The organism is Mesorhizobium sp. (assembly GCF_024509055.1).
Taxonomy (GTDB): domain Bacteria; phylum Pseudomonadota; class Alphaproteobacteria; order Rhizobiales; family Rhizobiaceae; genus Mesorhizobium.
Genome location: NZ_JANINM010000418.1, coordinates 1 through 18,875, shown reverse-complemented (window position 1 = coordinate 18,875; position 18,875 = coordinate 1). Strand labels below are relative to the sequence as shown.

General features: G+C 64.1%; 21 protein-coding genes. 5 read left to right on the top strand and 16 right to left on the bottom strand.

Features of this window, described 5'->3' with window-relative positions; all coding sequences use genetic code 11:
* On the top strand, positions 1-1,533 hold a 1,533-nt coding region (locus tag Q0L57_RS22695; protein ID WP_296745283.1), incomplete at its 5' end, for a CocE/NonD family hydrolase.
* A gap of 21 nt (positions 1,534-1,554) precedes the next feature.
* Here the strand turns inward: Q0L57_RS22695 and Q0L57_RS22690 are convergent.
* From Q0L57_RS22690 to Q0L57_RS22660, 7 genes are all read right to left on the bottom strand, one after another.
* Positions 1,555-2,154, bottom strand: a complete 600-nt coding sequence (locus Q0L57_RS22690) for a TetR/AcrR family transcriptional regulator (protein WP_366940942.1) — start codon at positions 2,152-2,154, stop codon at positions 1,555-1,557.
* Between the two features lie 114 nt (positions 2,155-2,268).
* Positions 2,269-2,793 (bottom strand): hypothetical protein, encoded by a 525-nt coding sequence (locus Q0L57_RS22685; RefSeq protein WP_296745281.1) that lies wholly within the window; start codon positions 2,791-2,793, stop codon positions 2,269-2,271.
* Positions 2,786-5,665 carry a sarcosine oxidase subunit alpha family protein gene (locus Q0L57_RS22680; RefSeq protein WP_296745280.1) on the bottom strand — a complete coding sequence of 960 codons (2,880 nt, stop codon included), beginning with the start codon at positions 5,663-5,665 and terminating at the stop codon, positions 2,786-2,788. Before Q0L57_RS22680 ends, Q0L57_RS22685 begins: the two co-directional genes overlap by 8 nt.
* Positions 5,662-5,931 carry a sarcosine oxidase subunit delta gene (locus Q0L57_RS22675; protein ID WP_296745279.1) on the bottom strand — a complete coding sequence of 90 codons (270 nt, stop codon included), beginning with the start codon at positions 5,929-5,931 and terminating at the stop codon, positions 5,662-5,664. Before Q0L57_RS22675 ends, Q0L57_RS22680 begins: the two co-directional genes overlap by 4 nt.
* 14 nt (positions 5,932-5,945) lie before the next feature.
* Positions 5,946-7,199: a sarcosine oxidase subunit beta family protein gene (locus Q0L57_RS22670; RefSeq protein WP_296745278.1), complete on the bottom strand. Its 1,254-nt coding sequence runs from the start codon at positions 7,197-7,199 to the stop codon at positions 5,946-5,948.
* A gap of 193 nt (positions 7,200-7,392) precedes the next feature.
* Entirely contained in the window at positions 7,393-7,785 is a 393-nt protein-coding gene (locus Q0L57_RS22665) for a hypothetical protein (RefSeq protein ID WP_296745277.1), read from the bottom strand.
* 48 nt (positions 7,786-7,833) lie between these two features.
* Positions 7,834-8,292: a YbaK/EbsC family protein gene (locus tag Q0L57_RS22660; RefSeq protein ID WP_296745276.1), complete on the bottom strand. Its 459-nt coding sequence runs from the start codon at positions 8,290-8,292 to the stop codon at positions 7,834-7,836.
* A gap of 559 nt (positions 8,293-8,851) precedes the next feature.
* On the opposite strand from Q0L57_RS22660, the gene Q0L57_RS22655 reads away from it, so the two are divergent.
* Positions 8,852-9,406, top strand: coding sequence for a transglutaminase-like cysteine peptidase (locus Q0L57_RS22655; protein WP_296745275.1), 555 nt, complete (start codon positions 8,852-8,854; stop codon positions 9,404-9,406).
* A 25-nt stretch (positions 9,407-9,431) separates the two neighbouring features.
* On the opposite strand, the gene Q0L57_RS22650 is transcribed toward Q0L57_RS22655, so the two are convergent.
* Positions 9,432-11,300, bottom strand: coding sequence for a potassium transporter Kup (locus Q0L57_RS22650; protein WP_296745274.1), 1,869 nt, complete (start codon positions 11,298-11,300; stop codon positions 9,432-9,434).
* Between the two features lie 188 nt (positions 11,301-11,488).
* Positions 11,489-11,719 carry a helix-turn-helix transcriptional regulator gene (locus tag Q0L57_RS22645; protein WP_296745273.1) on the bottom strand — a complete coding sequence of 77 codons (231 nt, stop codon included), beginning with the start codon at positions 11,717-11,719 and terminating at the stop codon, positions 11,489-11,491.
* Between the two features lie 334 nt (positions 11,720-12,053).
* Between Q0L57_RS22645 and Q0L57_RS22640 the strand changes: the two genes are divergently transcribed.
* The 3 genes from Q0L57_RS22640 to Q0L57_RS22630 all read left to right on the top strand — a co-directional run bounded on the left by Q0L57_RS22640 (position 12,054) and on the right by Q0L57_RS22630 (position 14,302).
* Positions 12,054-12,656: a hypothetical protein gene (locus tag Q0L57_RS22640; RefSeq protein WP_296745272.1), complete on the top strand. Its 603-nt coding sequence runs from the start codon at positions 12,054-12,056 to the stop codon at positions 12,654-12,656.
* 238 nt (positions 12,657-12,894) lie between these two features.
* The gene (locus Q0L57_RS22635) at positions 12,895-13,083 is read left to right on the top strand and encodes a hypothetical protein (RefSeq protein WP_296745271.1); all 189 of its coding nucleotides are present in this window, start codon (positions 12,895-12,897) and stop codon (positions 13,081-13,083) included.
* A gap of 232 nt (positions 13,084-13,315) precedes the next feature.
* Positions 13,316-14,302: an ATP-grasp fold amidoligase family protein gene (locus Q0L57_RS22630; RefSeq protein WP_296745270.1), complete on the top strand. Its 987-nt coding sequence runs from the start codon at positions 13,316-13,318 to the stop codon at positions 14,300-14,302.
* Positions 14,303-14,340: 38 nt separating this feature from the next.
* On the opposite strand, the gene Q0L57_RS22625 is transcribed toward Q0L57_RS22630, so the two are convergent.
* The 7 genes from Q0L57_RS22625 to Q0L57_RS22595 all read right to left on the bottom strand — a co-directional run.
* Entirely contained in the window at positions 14,341-14,643 is a 303-nt protein-coding gene (locus tag Q0L57_RS22625; protein WP_296745269.1) for a hypothetical protein, read from the bottom strand.
* Positions 14,644-14,759: 116 nt separating this feature from the next.
* The gene (locus Q0L57_RS22620) at positions 14,760-15,299 is read right to left on the bottom strand and encodes a MerR family transcriptional regulator (protein ID WP_296745268.1); all 540 of its coding nucleotides are present in this window, start codon (positions 15,297-15,299) and stop codon (positions 14,760-14,762) included.
* Positions 15,300-15,430: 131 nt separating this feature from the next.
* Positions 15,431-15,754 (bottom strand): integration host factor subunit alpha, encoded by a 324-nt coding sequence (locus Q0L57_RS22615; RefSeq protein ID WP_296745267.1) that lies wholly within the window; start codon positions 15,752-15,754, stop codon positions 15,431-15,433.
* 104 nt (positions 15,755-15,858) lie between these two features.
* Entirely contained in the window at positions 15,859-16,830 is a 972-nt protein-coding gene (locus Q0L57_RS22610) for a beta-ketoacyl-ACP synthase III (RefSeq protein ID WP_296745266.1), read from the bottom strand.
* 9 nt (positions 16,831-16,839) lie between these two features.
* On the bottom strand, positions 16,840-17,910 hold the full coding sequence (gene plsX, locus Q0L57_RS22605; RefSeq protein ID WP_296745265.1) for a phosphate acyltransferase PlsX: 1,071 nt from the start codon (positions 17,908-17,910) through the stop codon (positions 16,840-16,842).
* Between the two features lie 130 nt (positions 17,911-18,040).
* Positions 18,041-18,589 carry a YceD family protein gene (locus tag Q0L57_RS22600; protein ID WP_296745264.1) on the bottom strand — a complete coding sequence of 183 codons (549 nt, stop codon included), beginning with the start codon at positions 18,587-18,589 and terminating at the stop codon, positions 18,041-18,043.
* 11 nt (positions 18,590-18,600) lie between these two features.
* Positions 18,601-18,875, bottom strand: a 275-nt coding sequence (locus Q0L57_RS22595) for a ubiquinol-cytochrome C chaperone family protein (RefSeq protein ID WP_296745263.1), incomplete at its 5' end; no start/stop codon positions are given.

Below are 18,875 nucleotides of genomic sequence, written 5' to 3'. Positions count from 1 at the left end.
GGCGGCGCGCAGATGTGCGACAACCTGATCTGGGGCACCACCGCCTGGGCGATCGCCATGACGCCGCCCGATCCGCTGATCGTTGGCGAGCGCTGGCGCGAGCTGTGGGAAGGTCGCCTCAAAGGCAACGGCATCTGGATGCAGGACTGGTTCGAGCATCAGCGCCGCGACGACTTCTACAAGCACGGCTCGATCTGCGAGGATTACTCCGATGTCGAGATTCCGGTCTACGCGGTCGGCGGTTGGGCCGACGGCTACCCGAACCCGATCTTCCGCATGCTCAAAAAGCTGCCCGGCATCCGCAAGGGCCTGATCGGTCCCTGGGGCCACAAATACCCGCACTTCGCCATGCCGGGGCCGCGCATGGGCTTCCTGCAGGAATGCCTGCGCTGGTGGGACCAGTATCTCAAGGGCATCGACACAGGCATCGCCGACGAACCCATGCTGCGCGCCTGGATTCAGGACCCGGCGGCGCCCGCCGCCATCTATGACGAACGCCCGGGCCGTTGGGTGGCGGAACCGTCCTGGCCGGGTCCCGGCGTCGGCGAACATACACTCACGCTCTCGCCCGGCAAGCTTGCCGAGGGCGGTGGCAGCAACGACGTGCTGACCATCCGTTCGCCATCAACCGCCGGCCTGTCGTCGGGCGCCTGGTGCGGCTATGGCGTCCTGCCGACGCTGCCGGTCGACCAGCGCATGGAAGCCGGCAACGCACTGATCTTCGAGACGAAGCCGCTGGAAGAAGCCGTGGAAATCCTCGGCTTCCCGGAATTCGAGGTGAAGCTCGCCTCGGACAAGCCTGTTGCGCTGGTCTCCGCGACGCTCTCACTCGTTCAGGAAGACGGTGCGGCTTCTCGCGTCAGCTACGGCATCCTCAACCTCACCCACCGGCACGACGATCTCGACCTGAAGCCGATGATACCGGGCAAGGCCGAAACGGTGCGCTTCAAGTTGCGCTGCTGCGGCCAGCGTTTCGAGAAGGGCCAGCGCATCCGGCTCGCCATCGCCACGGGTCATTGGCCGATCGTCTTCCCTGGCCCGGAGAATGCGACGCTGTCGATCCATTGTGCCGGCAGCCGGCTGATCCTGCCGGTGCGCAAGTCGCAAGCGCTCGATGAGACGCTTGCGGCGTTCGAAGGTCCGGAGAGCGCCACGCCAATGGCGCAGGAGATGCTCAAGGCCGGCGAGCCTTTCCGGCGCGAGGTGACGACCAACCAGATCACCGGCGAGGCCACCTACACCGTCGTCATCGACGGCGGCACGGTGCGCCACCCGCATACCGGCATCACTCTCTCGGCCAGGCAGACCGAAGTCTTCAGCGTCCATCCGGACGACCCGAACTCGGCGCGCGGAACCGTGACCTGGGACAAATCCTATGCACGGGGCGACTGGAACGCCCGCGTTTCCGTTTCCGCGACCGTGCGGGCGCTGCGCGATGTCTGGCGCATGGAAACGCATCTCATCGCGCATTCGGGCGACGAAGTCGTGATCGATCGCCAAGAGGTCAAGGAATTTCCGCGCGACCTTAACTGACGAGGCGTCGGGAGCCCCTGCTCAATTGCGGGTTCGCGAAAGCATCTTCTCGGCGAAGGCCTCGACCTCTCCCTCACGAGGCTCTTCGCCCGTGTGCGTGAGCAGGTAGGCAGGCGTCAGGAAAAGCCGGTTGCTCACCGGCTCGACGATCTCGAGCGAGTAGTAGCCGATCTGCGTGAAGTAGAGCACGCGGGCCCGCACGAACGCTTCCGTGTCGTTATAACCGTGCCGCGAAAACATCGCCCGGATGGCGTCGACCCGCGTGTCGTCCTCCTCGTTGACGACCCGATGCACCTTTGTGGACTGGCGCGACCAGGCACGCACGGCGAAATCCAGCCGCGGGTTGAACAGCGATTCGTTCAGCCAGCATTCGAAGACGTTGAGCACCGCCTGCGTGATCGACGCGGCGGGCCTGCCGGCCTGCTCGACGATGAAGCGGGTGTTATTGTTGCGCCAATAGTTCAGCAGCTGGTCGAGCAGATCCTGGCGGCTCCTGAAGTACCAATAGAAGCTGGAACGGGAGACGTTCAGCTTCTGCCCGAGCGCGAGGACGCGCACGGATTCCACGCCCTCGGAGATCAACGTCTCCAGCGCGAGGTTCATCCAGTCCTCGCGCGTCACCTTGGTATTGCCGATCAGACCGGACCGCCGCACGACTTCATCAGCACTGGAATCGGAGAGCATAGCGAGCCGGCCAAGATTGAACGCCGGCTAGATAGACCTGAAACCGTCCCGCTACAATACTTGCGCCTGTTCGAGCCATTCCCAAAGATACGGCGCGAGGCCCCGGTCGATGTGGAGGCGCGCCCGATTGGGGTTGCCGAAGCGGTAGAAAAGGACGCTGACGCCGGCGAAAAGGATCGAAGCCGAGCGACTTGTATGTCCCGGGTCGAGTGCCGTGCCCCTGGCGATGAGGCGGTCCAGGTCCGGCCCCTCGATCTCGAACACATGCAGGCCGGCATCCATGACCGTGACCGCGAAACCGTCCGCGTGCCAGCCGGCCACGATGGGCAACGGCTGCCCTCCCACCGCAAGAAGGCGGTCGCGCGCGATCCGCACCGTGTATCTGTCGCCGCCGACCACCGCGCCTGCCCCGACGCCTTCGCCTGCGAGACCCGAAGCCTTCGACCAGGCCGCGAGGTCGCCGCTGACCAGAAGCTGGTTGAGCCCGCCAAGCGTTCGCACGGTCACGCCATTCTTGTTCAGTACAGCGGTGGCGAAGTCGGGCGCCGCCGGCCATTTTTCGGCAAGGTTACGCATGCAGGCGGCTCCCTTCCGGATCGAAGGCGCAAGGTGCGACGATGGTCGCCTGCCGCACTACTCCGAGATGCTGAACGTCGATCGTCTCGCCGTGTCGCGCCGCGCCGCGTTCGATGAGCGCCAGGGCCACCGGGCGTCCCATGGCCGGGCTCTGGTAGCTCGAGGTGACGAAACCGACGCTTCGGAGCCGACCGCCGCTTTTCTCCACGCCATGCGCGCCAGTCGCCAGCGGCGCCTCGCCTTCGCGCACTGCGAGGCCCACGAGCTGATTGCGGTTCGTGCCGTTTGCCGCTTCCGTGAAGAGCGAGCGCTTGCCGACGAACTCATTGGCCCGCTTGGTGCGTGGTCCCGCGACGCCCAGATCATGCGGCATGGTGGTGCCATCGGTGTCCTTGCCGATGACGATGTATCCCTTCTCGGCGCGCAGGATCATCAGGGATTCCAGCCCGAGCAGCACGGCGTCGAAGGTGCGACCCTCCTGCTGCATCCTGGCCCACAACGCCTGAGCCCGATCGGCGCGGATGGAAATCTCGTAGCTGCGGTCGCCGGTGAAGGAGACCCTGGCGATGCGCACTTCGTCGCCGGCGAAACGGCCGGCGGAGACGGCCATATGCGGCAGGCTGGCATCGTCAAGTGCCGCGCCCAGATCGAGCGCTTCCACGACCTGGCGCGCATTCGGACCCGAAACGGTCAAAGTCGCGTAGTGCGCGGTGGCGTTGTGGATGTAGACCGCATCGCGGCCAAAGCGGTCCTGCCGCCATTCCTCGAGGCGCGCGTGGACCGCGGCGACATGCGACGACGAGCAGGAGACGATGAAGCGATGCTCGTCCAGGCGGACCAGGACGCCGTCATCGAAGACCACGCCATTTTCCGACAACATGAAGCCGTAGCGGCAATGGCCGGGCTTCAGGGTCGACATGGTGTTGTAATAGATGAAGTCGACGAACTCGGCGGCGCGCGGGCCGACCACCTCGATCTTGCCGAGCGTCGAGCCGTCGAAGAGCGCGACAGACTGGCGGGCTCGCCGCGCTTCCTCCTGGATCGAGGCGCCAGCTTCGCCGCCTCCGTAATAGGCGGGCCTCAGCCAACCGCCATATTCCTGGAACACCCCGCCGGCGGCGCGGTGGTCTGCCTCCAGCGGCAGGCGGCGGACCGGGGCGTGCATGCTGCCCCGGCGCGACCCGGCGAGGCTTGCGAAAGGCACAGGCGTGAATGGCGGCCGATAGGTAGTGGTGCCGACCTCGGGAATGCCGCGCCCGGTGATATCAGCCAGCAGCGCCAGGCCGTTCAGGTTCGAGGTCTTGCCCTGGTCGGTCGCCATGCCGAGCGTGGTGTAGCGCTTCAGATGCTCGACGGAGATGAAATTCTCCCGCGCCGCAAGCTCGACGTCCTTGGCGGTGACGTCGCTCTGGTAGTCGATCCAGACACGGCCCTTGGCCTTGGGCTTCGGCCACTGGCTGACGACGCCCAGCGTTGCTTCCACTCCCGTGCCGTGAGGCGCAGGCGACGATGAGCCGAACGCCCCGACGGCTGCTGCGCCGCCAGCCAGGGCGTCCGAAAGGGAGACCGTGCCTGCCACAGCGCCGGCAACGCCGATCCCGTCGATGACTTCACCGGGAATGAAAGCCGCCAGCTGATCATTCCAGGCGAGCTTGCCTTTCGCCTGCGAGAACAGGTGGACGGTCGGTGTCCAGCCGCCAGAGACGAGAACGCAATCGGCCGCTAGCGTCGCGCCGTCGTCGAGCAGCACACCCCCGACCGCATTGCGCCCGCGCGCCGCGACCACCGTGCGCCCGGCTAGGACCCGGATCCTGGTTTTCCCTTGCGCGCCGCCGTCGCGCCGGCAATCGACCATCGTCACGGACGCGCCGGCCGCGGCGAGCGCCGAGGCAGACTCATAGGCGCTGTCGTTGTTGGTCGCTACCACGATGTCCCGGCCGACAAGAACCCCGTGCCGGCGCAGATAGGCGAGCGCGGCGTCGGCGGACAGGATTCCCGGAAGATCATTGTTGGCGAACGGCGCGGGCCGTTCGATCGCGCCCGTCGCCAGCACGATACGGCGCGGCCGCACGCGCCACAGTGTGTCGGGCCGACCGTCGGCGTGCCGCTGGTTGAGCCCTACCAGATTGTGATCGTAGAGGCCAAAGGCGGTCGTGTCGCTCAGCACCAGCTGGCCGCCATCTTTCAGCCTGGCAAATGTCGCCTCGACCCATGCCCTGCCCTCGACGCCGTCGATTTCGCCGGTGCGATGGCGCAGCGACCCACCGGGATGCATCCTGTCGTCGACCAGGACAACCGAATGGCCGGCCGCCGCTGCGCTGGCCGCCGCGGCAAGTCCAGCCGGCCCGGCGCCGACGACTAGGACGTCGCAGTGATGATTGATCTGGTCCGAGACCTGGCGTGGCTGCCAGTCGGGGTCGACGATGCCAAGTCCGGCCATGGCGCGGATGCGCGGCTCGAACAGGTGCCAGTCCGGCCACATGAAGGTCTTGTAGTAGAACGCGGCAGGCAGGAAGCGGGCGAAGCGATCCAGCACCGCGTTGCGGTCGGCCTCGGCCGTCGGCGACGCGTTGACGCTCTTGACCCTGATGCCGTCCGACGCCCGCACCGTCGTCGCGCGCGCATTCGGCACGCGGCCGCCGGCGCTCTCGACATCGACCAGCGCGTTGGGCTCCTCGACACCGGAACCCCAGATGCCGCGCGGCCGATGATATTTGAAGCTGCGCCCGACGACCGCATGGCCGCTGGCGAGCAACGCGGAGGCGATCGTATCGCCGGCAAAGCCTTCGACGCGCTTGCCGTCGAAGGTGAAGCTCAGAGGTCGGCTGCGATCGATGTCGCTTCCGCCGGTGCCAAGACGGGAGGCGCTCATGCGCCGTGCTCCGCTTCGCCGAGCACGGAAGAGCCCGACACCTTGTGATTGACGCTGTCGCGGCTCATCGCGAAGAACTCGCCACAGGTGAGATGCACCCAGATCTCACGGGTGGGTCCTTTCGGATTATCACGCATGTGAAGGTAGCCGGCCCAGCGATCGGCGGTCACATCGCTGCCGTCAGGCCGGAGATTTCCGGCCTCGCCGCCATAGTGAAATTCGCTTTCTTCGCGCGGCCCGCAGAACGGACAGGGAAAGAGCTGCATCTTCTTCTATACCTTCAATGGGCAATGCCGGAGCCGGCGGCCTCGTCGATCAGGCGACCGCGGGCGAAGCGGTCGAGATCGAAGGGCCGGCTGATGTCGTGGTGCCTGCCGGTGGCAAGCAGATGGGCAAGCAGCGTGCCGCCCGCGGGAATCGCTTTGAAGCCGCCCGTGCCCCAGCCGCAGTTGAGGAAAAGGCCGGGCAGCGGAGATTCGCCGATGATGGGCGAGGAATCCGGGACCACGTCCACGATGCCCGCCCATTGCCGCATCATCTTCAACTGACCGAAGATCGGGTACATTTCGAGCATGCCGGCAATCACGCCCTCCAGCACAGGCAGGTTGCCGCGCTGGCCGTAGGACGGGATGCGGTCGAGCGCGCCGCCGATCACCAACTCGCCCTTGTCGGACTGGCTGACATAGACGCCGGTGTCCGGCGAGATCACCACCGTATCGATAATCGGCTTGACCGGCTCGGACACGCAGGCCTGCAGCGCGTAGGAATTGACCGGCAGCCGGAAACCCGCCTTCGCCGCCAGCACCGACGAATGGCCGGCCACGGCCATGCCCGTGCGGTCGGCTCGGATCGAGCCGCGCGAAGTCACGACGCCGCGGCAGCGTCCGTCTTCGATGATGAAATCGGATATCTCGCAATTCTGGATGATGTCGACGCCGAGACGGCTCGCCGCGCGCGCGTAGCCCCAGGCGACAGCGTCATGACGGGCGGTACCGCCGCTTGGCTGCCAGGTGCCACCATAGACGGGGAAGCGCGTGCCCGGACTGAAATTGTAGATCGGCACGACGCGGCGCACATCCTCGACCGAGAACAGCTCGCAGTCGATGCCGTTGACCTGGATGGCGTTGACGGACCTGGCGGCGGTTTCCATTCCTGCTTCGCTGTGCGCGAGCGTGAGGATGCCGCGCGCGGAAAACATCACATTGTAGTTCAGGTCGGTCGACAGCGACTTGTAGAGACTGTGTGCCAGCCCGTAGATCGCCGCGCTTTCCGGGTAGAAGTAATTGGAGCGCACCACGGTGGTGTTGCGGCCGGTGTTGCCGCCGCCGATCCAGCCCTTCTCCAGCAGCGCGACGTTGGTGACGCCATGATTCTTGGCCAGGTAGTAGGCCGTGGCGAGACCGTGGCCGCCGCCGCCGATGATGATGGCGTCGTAGCGCGGCTTCGGCTCCGGCGAGCGCCAGGCCTTGTCCCAGCCGGTCTGGCCGGCGAGACCTTCCTTGAAGAGCGAAAACGCGGAGTAGTGCCTGGTCATGCGCTCAAGCCCGCTTCATTCACGCGACCGGGACGCACCGACGCGCCCTGCCCTTGAAAGTCCATAGTCCGTTCCATTCCGCAGCAGATAGACGAAGGCCGTCAACCTTCGCGCGGCGCGGAACCTAGCCTGAATGGACACCTGTGTCTATTCAGGCTGCAAGAAATGTTCACGACTAAGGAAGGGAGCGCAGTCACCGATCGGCACCGACAACACCGTTGCGCAAAAGAATTTCGCGCGTCAGATCATCTTCCGGCCGGCGCGGCGCATTCGACATGATCCTTTCGATTGCCTCAGCCTCTCGACGCAATTCGCGGGCAAGGATGAGGCGGATGTTCATGTTTGCTGGGTTGTTGCTGGTGGCAGCCAGTTGCCTGGCCGTTGCGAGCTTGGCTTCGACGATCTCGCGCCAGACGCTGCCGGGTATGCGGGACAATTCGACCCCTTGCCGCTTCGCCGCCCTTTTCAGAAAGGCGCGGCCGGAGAAGGAATCGGATGGCATACTGATCGAGTTGATGACGCTGACCACGAAGCTCAGGGCAAGAAGCGCGATCGCTCCTCCGAATATCACGATCATCAGGTCCATTTGCCGCCTGCTCCGGAAACCCTCACGTCACGGAACGCTTCCTGCTCGCTACTGGCACACATCCACCCATCGGGCGCCGACGAGATCGGCCATGCGCTGGGGCGTGATGCGCACCGCGGCATTCGTCGCTCCGGCCGCGGGCACCACTTCGTCGAAGGCGCGCAGCGACTCGTCGCAATAGACCGGCAGCGGCGACGGCAGGCCGAACGGACACACACCGCCAGGCGGATGGCTGGTTGCCGCCAGTACCTGCTCTGCGTCGAGCATGCGCGGCTTGCCGCCAAGGGTGTCCTTGAACTTGCGGTTGTCGAGCCTCGCGGTACCGCTGGTCACGACCAGCATCGTTTCATCCCCCACGCGCAGGCAGATGGTCTTGGCGATCTGCGCTGGCATCACGCCATGCGCTTCCGCGGCCAGCGCGACCGTCGCCGAGCTCGCCTCGGTGACGAGAACCTCGATATCCGGCGCATGTTCGGCGAAGAAGGAGCGAACAGACTCCAAGCTCATGGCAACTCCGTCAGGCTTTCAGGGCTGGCTTCCGCGAATCGCGCGACGGCCACTTGGATTGGCGCATGGCTTTCCAGCTGTCAGCAAGAGCCAGATTCACGCCGGCCCAATGCCATGAGACCTCGCGCTAGGACCCGCTTAGCGCTGAACGTCGCGACCTGCTCGTCAGGGATTTCGCTCGAGGCGATTTGCCGGTCCCAAGCCGGCCGTTCACCCAAATGCGACGATCAACTAAAAATGATGGCAGCGCGGCAGGAGTCCTTTCAGCCTGATTCCGCGCAATTAGCGGGCTGGAGGCGGCTCGCTGTTAACCTTTTATTAAACATTTAATTGACGGCGATTGTCGTTTTCGCCTTAGCTCACGTCAGAACAAGCGTGGCGCCTGGCGGGGACGGTAATGTTGCGGCGGTGGGTTGTTGAGTTGCTTTTGGCGTCCGCCGTGCTGGCTTCGCTTCCAAATGCCGGGTCCGCTGGCCCCAAAATAGCCACGCCGGCTTATCCGTCTTCCTTCAACAGCTACGCCATAGCTTTCGAGGCCACACAACCTCGCAGTTCCGCCATGGGCCTGGCGACGTCCGTAGCCGTCGGTGGAAAGACCAGCATTCCCTATGGCTGGGTGGATTTCTGCGGCCGGCGTCCCGACCAATGCGAAGTCCGTGCGCTTCCCGCCGCGGACCTCAAGCTCACGCCAAGGACGTGGGCTACGCTCGACCGCGTCAACCGGGTTGTGAACGGCTATATCGTGCCGGAGAGCAACCTGGACCACTGGGGCACCACGCAGGATCACTGGGACTATCCGGTTGACGGCAAGGGTGACTGCAAGATTTACGCGCTGTTCAAGCGCAAGCTGCTCCTCGACGCCGGGTTTCCTCGGCAAGCCCTGCTGATGACGGTCGTCTATGACCTTAATGGCGAGGGCCACGCCATCTTGACGGTCAAGACCGACAAAGGGGATTTCATCCTCGACAACCTTGTCGGCACCATCCGCTCATGGGACGCCACCGGCTATTATTTCCTGAAGCGCCAGTCGCAGCAGGATCCCAACATATGGGTGTCGATCAACCAGCGGGGCGACGCCAACTTCTCCGGCAAGCATCGCAAGGTCATCAACTGATCCGGGCGGCCCGGAACGCCCGGCGTCAGATCGGGATTTGCCGGCCGATTTCGACGAGCCGGCCGTTCGGCACCTTCAGATAGTCGCTCATCCGCGCCGAGTTGCGGCTCATCGCGGCGAATGGCGCCCGTTGCCATGTCGGCAGGCCCTTGCCATCCTCACGCGGCACGATGGTGGTGCGGCCGACGTAATAGGTGATGTCGGCAAGATCGATCGGACAGCCCGCCGCCATGCAGGATGCAAGAAGGCGCGGGACATCCGGCATTTCCATGAACCCGTACTTTGCCTCGACGCGCCAGAAATCGGGAGCTTCCTGATTGATGGTGAAGCGATCCGCGTCCGCCACCCTGGGCACGGACAGGATCGACCACTGCAGCACGAGCACGCGTTCCTGAAGCGCGCGATTGAGCTGCACATGCCAGAACATGACGGGCGGCACCCCCTTGGCCGAAAGCGTCAGGAAGACGGCCGTGCCCGGCACACGAGCCACCGTGCCGGACTGCAGCTTGGCGAAGAACTCGTCGATGGGAATCAGCGTGCCCTGCACGCTGTTGTGCATGGCTTTCGTGCCGCGATGCCAAATCCACATGACCGCGTAGACCGCGACCGCGATCGCGAGCGGCACATAACCGCCCTGGAAGAACTTGGTCATGTTGGCGGCGAAGAACGCGCTGTCGACAACCAGGAACAATCCGGCGAGAGCGCCGGCGGCGACGATGCTCCACCGCCAGATCTCACGCATGGCGATGAACAGCAGGACCGAAGTCATCAGCATGGTCATCGAAACGGCGATGCCATAAGCGGCGGCGAGATTGTCGGATTTGCCGAAGCCTATGGTGAGCGCGACGGTGGCGATCATCAGCAGCCAGTTCACGGCGCTGACATAGATCTGGCCGAAACCCTCGGCCGATGTCTGCCTGATGTTCAGGCGCGGCATCCAGCCGAGCTGGATGGCCTGGCGTGTCATGGAAAACGCACCCGTGATGATGGACTGGCTGGCAATGATCGTCGCGACGGTCGCCAGCACGATGAGCGGCGTCAGCAGCATCGGCGGGCACAGGCGATAGAAGATGTTGCCGTCAGTCGGCGCGCCGTTCAAGACGATGGCAGCCTGGCCGATATAGTTGAGGATCAGGCTCGGAAACACCACGAAGTTCCAGGCGAGCCGGATCGGCGTGGGGCCGAAATGACCCATGTCCGCGTAAAGCGCTTCGGCACCGGTGACGCAAAGAAACACGCCACCGAGAACCAGAAACCCGGTCAGGCCGCCGGAAGCAAGATACTTCAGGCCGTAATAGGGATTGATCGCCGCGACGATGGCCGGATGTTGCAGTATCCCGTAGATGCCCATGGCGGCCATGACGCCGAACCAGACCAGCATGACCGGTCCGAAGCTCCTGCCGATCCGGGCCGTCCCCAGTGGCTGGAGGGCGAACAGGGCGACAAGGATGAAGACCGCTCCGTAGAGCACCCATGGCGTCAGGCTGGGCGTCACCTGCTCGACACCCTCGAGAGCGGAGAGGACCGAAATCGCTGGCGTGATCGCGCCGTCGCCATAGATGAGCGCCGCGCCGAACAGGCCCGCAGCGACGATGAGCGGCCGGTTTTGTTTCTTGACGCCGAGCAGCGACATCAAGGCCAGGATGCCGCCTTCCCCGTCATTGTCGACCCGCATGGCGACATTCACGTATTTGACGGTCGTAATGATGATCAGCGTCCAGAGGATCAACGACACCGAGCCCATGATGGCCGTTGCGTCCGGCTTGTCCCCGGTCAGGTCGAGGACGGTCTTGAACGTATAGAGGGGGCTGGTCCCGATATCGCCAAAGACGATGCCGAGGGCTGCAAGGCCAAGCCCCGCGATGCCTGTCTTGGCGCTGGCCTTATCGGACAAATGACACCCCTGTCCTCATCATAACCTCGAACCTGTATCGCCTCCCGTAACACAGCGACCGCACCGCCAATATGAACCCTCGCCGCGGCCAAGACGCCACAGCCACTGGCATGGCTGCACCCCGGTTATGAAAAAGCCCGCCAAGCGATGCCTGAGCGGGCTTTTCAAGTGGACGCTCTGGCGCGTCTCTATTGTTGCGTAGGCCGATTCTCTTCGGTCGGCACTCTGATCAATTCTTCTTCCGGCACCTGAAGCGCGGAAGCAATGCGCCGAAGCTTGGCGGGATCGGCGTCCTTGCCGTCCTCGATGTCGATGATCTCGCCCACGGCCAGGCCGCAGGTCAGAGACAGCTCCTCGATCGTATATCCCCTCGTTTCGCGAATCGCTTTGAGAGCGCTGTAGCCGGTCGCGGCAATCATGTCGTTGGAAACCGGGTTTCGTACGGTGTTGGGCATGGCAACTCCTTGGGATGAAACAAGTCTGATGAAATGTGGCGTTGCCTGAGACGGGCGGGAGAATGCTCGTTAACAGGTGATTTGCCAAGGGCGCCTTCGCGGTCGTTCACGCCATCGTGAACCGGCCCTGAAACCGGGGGCCGCGGGCCTCGTACATGTAAGACGGAAGGCCGCTCAATCAAGTTCTTTTGAAGCCCGAACGCCACGCCCAGTCGGCATTTTAATGCCCGCTCTTCGTTACCCTCCCGAGGCTGGGTGCCGACAGGCGGCGCCAGCCCATGAAGAAGGATAAGATGTCATGACCCTGAAGCTATTTGCGATCGTGCTCGGCACGATTTCTGGCCTTACCGGCGCTGCGCAGGCAGCGAACACGGAACACCTGCGCGGCACGGTGGTTGGTCTTGCCGGGTCGGTGCTGACGGTGAAGGACCGCGACGGCAAGACCGACATGATCACCCTCGCCGACGGCTGGAGGATTTCCGGCGTGGCGAAAGCGTCGGCGACCGACATCAAGCAGGGCGACTTCCTCGGTATCACCTCGGTTGCCAAGGCCGACGGCGGCAGCGGCGCGCTGGAAGTGGTGATCTTCCCGGCGGCGTTGAAGGGAGCTGGCGAAGGCGACCGCGCCTGGGATCTGCAACCCAACAGCCGGATGACGAACGGCACGGTGGCCGACGTGACCGAAGTCGCGGGCCGGACCGTGACGCTCACCTATGACAACGGCCAGAAGAAGCAGATTGCCATCCCGCAATCGACGCCGATCGTGACATTCGCCGCCGCGACGCCCAAGGATCTCACGCCCGGCATGGCCGTGTTCGTCACCGCCGAGCGCGACGGCGCCGGCAAGCTTGTCTCGCGCCGGATCGTGGTCGGAAACCATGGCGTCGTTCCGCCGATGTAAGCGGAAGAGAACTACCACAACAATTTCCCAGGTAGCGCCCTTCCAGGCGCTACAGCCCTGCCTGCGCTCCTTGGACGGCGGCGCGGCAGGGAAGCCCCCAGAAACAATTCAGAAACAAAAATCTACAGTTGGGAAAAAATGTCGAAAAAAACCAGGAGGATAGTCCCTATCGCGAGGCTTGGGTCACCGATTTGGTCCGGTGAGTCCCGGAACGCCCGCGTAAAAAGGAAACGAAGTCATGAAGAAGTCCCTCCTCTCAGCGCTTGGGCTCGCTCTGGCTCTGGCGTTCACCATGCCGATCCTCGGCACGACGAGCGCTGACGCAGCGCCGATGAAGAAGCATCATCATCACCGCCATCATCACCATCACCACCATCACCACCATCATCACCACCACCACAAGAAGATGGCGCCCAAGAAGGCCTGATCCTTCCCGACTGCCGATGGGAAGACCGGCGCTCGCCTGTTGAGCCGGAACGGCCTTCCCATCGGAATTTCCAATCTTCGAAAGTGTCTGCTTCCCGGCCCTGCCGCAGGCACATGGTTACTTGTCGCCAAGCGTGACGCGCAGGACCAGGTCGCTTCATCCCCTCGGTGAATCATGTTATCGCCGCCCTGCCCGCTTTTCGGCTGTGGCTGAACCGCCTGCCGGGGTGCGCTTGACAAGAACCTGCAACGATCTCGCGGCCAGACACCGCTTCGTGCTTGCGGTGGCGCGGCTTGTGCTTACGCTTCGGCACATCCGCCTTGTGGCCCGCTTCGTGAAGAAGACCGGCTACCTGCCGAACCCGGCGGCGCCGCGGCGCTATCACGAGATGATGCTCTGGCGCAAAATCATCGACCGCAATCCGCTGTTCGTGACGTTCAGCGACAAGCTGGCGGCCAAAGCTTACATCCGCGCCGCATATCCAGAGCTGCGAATGCCCGCGACGCTCTGGTCGGGGCATGATCCCAACGACATCCCGTCGGATCTGCTTGCCACGGGCGCCGTGGTCAAGGCGAACCACGGTTGCGCCATGAACGTCTTCGTCTCCGACGGCAGGCCGGATCGGACCGAGATCGTGCGCAAGGCAAGGCGATGGCTCGGCAAACGCCATGGAAAGCGCGACGGCGAATGGGCGTACTGGCCGATCAACCCCACGCTGTTCGTCGAGGAACGGCTGACGCTCAGCGGCGGGACTATCGCCACCGACATCAAGGTTCATGTCTGCAGCGGCGTCATCTGCCACATCTGGGTGGAGGACAAGCAGGCCGGCCGCTCGCACCTCTTCGACGGCGACGGCATGCCGCTGCCTGGGCGGGATCCAGACTATCCGCGCGAAGATCAGGCCCTGACCATCGGTCAGCCGATAGTGGACCATGTACGCCAGGCGGCGGCCATCGCGCGGCGTGTCGCCGGCGATCTCGACCATATCAGGGTCGACTTCCTGGTCACCGACGACCAGCTCTATATCGGTGAAATGGTGGTCTACACCGCGGCCGGCTACGCCACCTGGACCAACCCGGTCATCACGGACCGGCTGGAAACCTACTGGCGCCTCGAGCGCTCCGCCTATCTGAAAGGCAGGCACCGCGGCATCGGCCGCCTTTACGCGGAGGCGCTACGCGCCTGGTTCGCCGTGCGCGAGGCCGGCCTCGCGGCCTGAAGTGCGCTACGCATCTTGTGCAACATGCATTGAAACCCTCAGCGCCTGCTGATCAGCAGCCCGGCAAGCAGCCCGACCACGACGAGCCCGACGGCAGCGGCGGTCGCGGGATGGTCGCGCGCCGTCCGCTCAAGCGCCCTGCCCCTGCGCCGGATTGCCGGCAACGCCTCGTTGAGACGATCGGCAAGATGCGAATAGTAGTCGGAGGCCGCATCCCGGCCGTCTTCATAGTAGGCGTCGCCGCGTTTGGCCAAGATCTTCGTCAGATCGTTCAACTGGCGCGAAAGCGCGGCGACCTGCTTGTCCAGATCGAGGTCGGAAAGGTTGGAAAACGTTGCCATGCCGGGTGTCCTTCTCTGCGGAGAAGGCGTAACGCGTCAGCGCGGCGGCAGTTCCGGCATGCGGCACGGCCATTGTGGCCCGGTGTCGGCCGGCGCGGAGCTTCCCTGGAATTGCTTTAGCGAACCTGATCGAGCAGGCGCTTGCATTCCAAAAGATCGAACAGCGCTTCCTGCAGCAGAGCCCGGTTGTCGCGCGACAATTTCGAGGAGTCCGACTGGACCGGGCCATCGTCGTCACTCTTGCCGAGACCAAAGAAGCGGCGGCTGGGCTTTACCCTGGGCTGGCCGACCAGCGCATCCTCGTCAACCCGTGGCTGTGCGGCCGAGGTGAGCGGCACCTGCTCGGCCTGCCGGCGCTGCGCGATCGCCTCGACCGCCGCCATGTCGCCGTTGCCGATCGCCACCAGGAAGTGGTTGCCGTTCTCGCGCAGCAGCTTCTGCACGCCCTTGATCGTATAGCCCTGGTCGTAGAGCATGTGTCGGATGCCCTTGATCAGCTCGACATCCTGTGGCCGGTAGTAGCGGCGGCCACCGCCACGCTTCATCGGCTTGATCTGGTTGAAGCGCGTTTCCCAGAAGCGCAGCACATGCTGCGGCAGGTCGAGATCCTCAGCGACCTCGCTGATGGTGCGGAAAGCATCGGGGCTCTTGTCCATGGGGCGAATCCTCACGCTGGACGGCGATCGGCGCATGATGCCGAATCGCGGCTTATTTCAGCGATTTATGGAATGACATTCAAGCCCAGCGTCAAAGCTGCGAGCGGTTTTCAACCACATTCGCCGGCAAGCTATTTGGCGCTTTTGACCTTGCTGTTCTGATGGGCGCGCAGGATCCGGTTCTTCAGCACGTTCGACGATTTGAAGGTCATCACCCGGCGCGGCAGGATCGGCACTTCCTCACCGGTCTTCGGATTGCGGCCGATGCGTTCGTTCTTGGAACGGACATGGAAGGTTGCGAAAGACGACAGCTTGACCGTCTCGCCACGCACGATGGCCTCGCAGATCTCGTCCAGCACTGCTTCGACGAGTTCAGCCGATTCCGTCCGCGACAAGCCGACCTTCCGGTAAACGGCTTCAGCAAGGTCGGCACGCGTAAGTGTCTTTCCCCCCATGCGACCGTCCCATCAGCTCGCAAAAACGTAAATCGATACAGGTAAAGGCAGACCCTAAGTAATTGATCCGGCAAGGTCAAGGACCGAACCCGCGAGTTCGGCACTTACCAGCGAAGCAACACGGCGCCCCAGGTGAAACCTCCACCCATGGCCTCGAGCAGAACCAGATCGCCCTTCTTGATGCGGCCGTCGGCGACGGCCACCGAGAGCGCCAGCGGCACGGAAGCTGCGGAGGTGTTTCCGTGTAAATCGACGGTGACCACCACTTTCTCTTCGGCGATCCCGAGCTTCCTGGCGGAAGCGTCAATAATTCGTTTATTGGCCTGGTGCGGCACGAACCAGTCGAGGTCGCCGGCGGTGATGCCGGCCTGCCCGAATGTGGCCTCGATGACATCGGTGATCATGCCCACCGCATGCTTGAAAACCTCCCGGCCTTCCATCCTGAGATGGCCGACCGTCCCGGTGGTCGAAGGCCCGCCATCGACGAAGAGCTTGTCCTTGTGGACGCCGTCGGAGCGGAGGCTAGCCGCCAGCACGCCGCGATCGGCGATTGCGCCCGTCCCCTCCTCAGCCTCCAGCACAATCGCGCCGGCGCCGTCGCCGAACAGCACGCAGGTGGAGCGGTCGTTCCAGTCGAGGATGCGCGAAAAGGTCTCCGAGCCGATCACCAGCACCCGCTTCGCCAGACCGCCGCGGATATAGAGATCGGCTGTGGCGACGGCGTAGACGAAGCCCGAGCAGACTGCCTGCATGTCGAAGGCGAAACCATGATGCATGCCGAGCCGGTTCTGTATCTCGACGGCCGTCGCCGGGAAGGTGTTGTTGGGCGTCGAGGTCGCCAGCACGATCAGGTCGATGTCGGCGGGCGTCAGGCCCGCGCTGTCGAGCGCCGCGCGCGCGGCCGCCTCGCCGAGCGATGCGGTCGTCTCGTCGTCGGCCGCCACATGGCGCTGGCGGATGCCCGTGCGTTGGACGATCCACTCATCCGAGGTCTCGACCATGCCTTCGAAATCGGCATTCTTCATGATGCGGCGGGGCAGCGCGGCACCATTGCCGCGCACGACTGATCTGATCAAGGCTCTGTCCTATTCCTCGGCGTCGGCGGAGACGCCGGATTTCCTGTTTGCCTGGGCGGTCGGGTTGCGCGCATGGAACAGATCGAGATCAGCCTCGATGCGGTCAAGCAGATTGTTGCGCACCATGTCATAGCCTAGCTCGATCGCCGCCGCGAAGCCGTCCGAATCGGCACCGCCATGGCTCTTGACCACGATGCCGTTCAAACCCAGGAAGACGCCGCCATTGGAGCGGCCGACATCCATCTTTTCGCGTAGCCGGTCGAAGGCGCTCTTGGCAAAGACATAACCGATCTTGGCCATCAGCGTCCGGCTCATCGCCGCGCGCAGATAGCCGGCGATCTGCCTTGCGGTACCTTCGGCTGTCTTGAGCGCGATGTTACCGGCAAAGCCCTCGGTGACGACGACGTCGACCGTGCCCTTGCCGATGTCGTCGCCCTCGACGAAGCCGCGATAATTCATCGAGGCCATGTTGGCCTCGCGCAGCATGCGCCCGGCTTCCTTGACCTCTTCCTGTCCCTTGATCTCCTCGACGCCGACATTGAGCAGGCCGACGCTCGGCCGCTCGACGCCAAAGACGGAACGCGCCATGCCGGTGCCGAGAATGGCGAAATCGACGAGCTGATGCGCATCCGCGCCAATGGTGGCGCCGACGTCCAGCACCACGCTTTCACCGCGCGTCGTCGGCCAAAGCGCCGCGATTGCCGGGCGATCGATGGTGGCCATCGTGCGCAGGCAGAATTTCGACATCGCCATCAGCGCGCCGGTGTTGCCGGCGGAGATGCAGGCCTGCGCGGCGCCGTTCTTGACCGCCTCGACCGACTTCCACATCGACGACTTCCAGCGGCCGTGGCGCAGGGCCTGGCTCGGCTTGTCGTCCATCCTGACCGCGATCTCGCAATGGATGAATTCGCTGACCTCGGCCAGTTTCGGAAACTTGGCGAGTTCTGGACGCACCGCGTCCTCACGGCCATAGATGACGAAGCGGATGTCGGGGCGGCGGATGGCGACCGTCATCAGCGCCGGGATGACCACGCTCGGTCCGTGATCGCCGCCCATGGCATCGATGGAAATCCTGATCACTCGGTGTTTTTCTCACGGTTTGCCTGGCCAGCGGCGGCGCTTGCCAAGGTAAGAGGGGCTCGCGAAGGTTCGGCGAAAATAGCGGTTTTGGGCTGTCGCACAACCAACTTTTCCAATGTCGGGCCCGCTTTCAGGATTTTCCGAGCAGCGAACGCAGCTTTTGCTGGAATTCGCTTTCCTCGGGTTGAGAGTCGCCCGATGCATCGAGCGAGGCTCCGGGCTTGCGCGGATAAGGGTCGATCGCCAGGCCAAAGAACTGTTCGGCCAGCGCGCCCACATCGATCGTGTCGCCGGAAAAGGTTTCCGGACTGTCGGGGCCTTCGGCATCCAGGATGATCTCGCCGCCGCCCTCGAAACCCTCGCGGCCTAGCTTCGATTGCTCAGGCAGGAACAGCGCCTCGACCGGCTCCTCAATATGGGCCGCGACGGACTCCAGGGTAACGATGCAGGCCTGCGTGATGTCGGCCTCGACACGGCCGCTTACCTTGACGCCGTTGCGCTTCCACGGAGCCACGACAAGCTCGGCGCGATAGTTCTCGACCGACAGCAGGCCATGTTCGGCCGCAAGCGCAGCGCGCTGCCGTTCGTCGGCCTCGATCGCGACGGGCAGGCCCTTCTGCGGCAGGCGCGCGACGTTGGCGACGAAGGATACCGGGCTCTTCGGTTCGGCGTTTTTCATTTCCGCCTCCTTCATGCGGCGCCGGCGACCGGGAACGCCACCGTGCCGGCCACGATCGATTCGGTCGGCTGCGCGGCGAGCTGCCGGGATGCCTCGGACACATAGTTTGCCAGGAGCGGCGCCTCGACCCATTCGCCGGCATCGGGCCTGACATTGCGCGCAAGCGCCGTCGCAAGCGCCGAGCGATCGTCGTCGCGCAAGGCATCGTCATAGGCCGCCGTGCGGCCATAAAACATCTTTGCCAGCTTCTTCATGCGTTTCGGCACGCCGACATCGCTGATTCCAA

What these genes read in the sequence shown, in the direction of transcription:
- Q0L57_RS22620 (WP_296745268.1), bottom strand. Translation starts at nt 15,299, where the DNA reads ATGGACAAGAGCCCCGATGCTTTCCGCACCATCAGCGAGGTCGCTGAG.
- Q0L57_RS22635 (WP_296745271.1), top strand. Translation starts at nt 12,895, where the DNA reads ATGAAGAAGTCCCTCCTCTCAGCGCTTGGGCTCGCTCTGGCTCTGGCG.
- Q0L57_RS22640 (WP_296745272.1), top strand. Translation starts at nt 12,054, where the DNA reads ATGACCCTGAAGCTATTTGCGATCGTGCTCGGCACGATTTCTGGCCTT.
- Q0L57_RS22675 (WP_296745279.1), bottom strand. Translation starts at nt 5,931, where the DNA reads ATGCAGCTCTTTCCCTGTCCGTTCTGCGGGCCGCGCGAAGAAAGCGAA.
- Q0L57_RS22680 (WP_296745280.1), bottom strand. Translation starts at nt 5,665, where the DNA reads ATGAGCGCCTCCCGTCTTGGCACCGGCGGAAGCGACATCGATCGCAGC.
- Q0L57_RS22660 (WP_296745276.1), bottom strand. Translation starts at nt 8,292, where the DNA reads ATGAGCTTGGAGTCTGTTCGCTCCTTCTTCGCCGAACATGCGCCGGAT.
- Q0L57_RS22625 (WP_296745269.1), bottom strand. Translation starts at nt 14,643, where the DNA reads ATGGCAACGTTTTCCAACCTTTCCGACCTCGATCTGGACAAGCAGGTC.
- Q0L57_RS22600 (WP_296745264.1), bottom strand. Translation starts at nt 18,589, where the DNA reads ATGAAAAACGCCGAACCGAAGAGCCCGGTATCCTTCGTCGCCAACGTC.
- Q0L57_RS22665 (WP_296745277.1), bottom strand. Translation starts at nt 7,785, where the DNA reads ATGGACCTGATGATCGTGATATTCGGAGGAGCGATCGCGCTTCTTGCC.
- Q0L57_RS22685 (WP_296745281.1), bottom strand. Translation starts at nt 2,793, where the DNA reads ATGCGTAACCTTGCCGAAAAATGGCCGGCGGCGCCCGACTTCGCCACC.
- Q0L57_RS22615 (WP_296745267.1), bottom strand. Translation starts at nt 15,754, where the DNA reads ATGGGGGGAAAGACACTTACGCGTGCCGACCTTGCTGAAGCCGTTTAC.
- Q0L57_RS22655 (WP_296745275.1), top strand. Translation starts at nt 8,852, where the DNA reads ATGGGCCTGGCGACGTCCGTAGCCGTCGGTGGAAAGACCAGCATTCCC.
- Q0L57_RS22645 (WP_296745273.1), bottom strand. Translation starts at nt 11,719, where the DNA reads ATGATTGCCGCGACCGGCTACAGCGCTCTCAAAGCGATTCGCGAAACG.
- Q0L57_RS22670 (WP_296745278.1), bottom strand. Translation starts at nt 7,199, where the DNA reads ATGACCAGGCACTACTCCGCGTTTTCGCTCTTCAAGGAAGGTCTCGCC.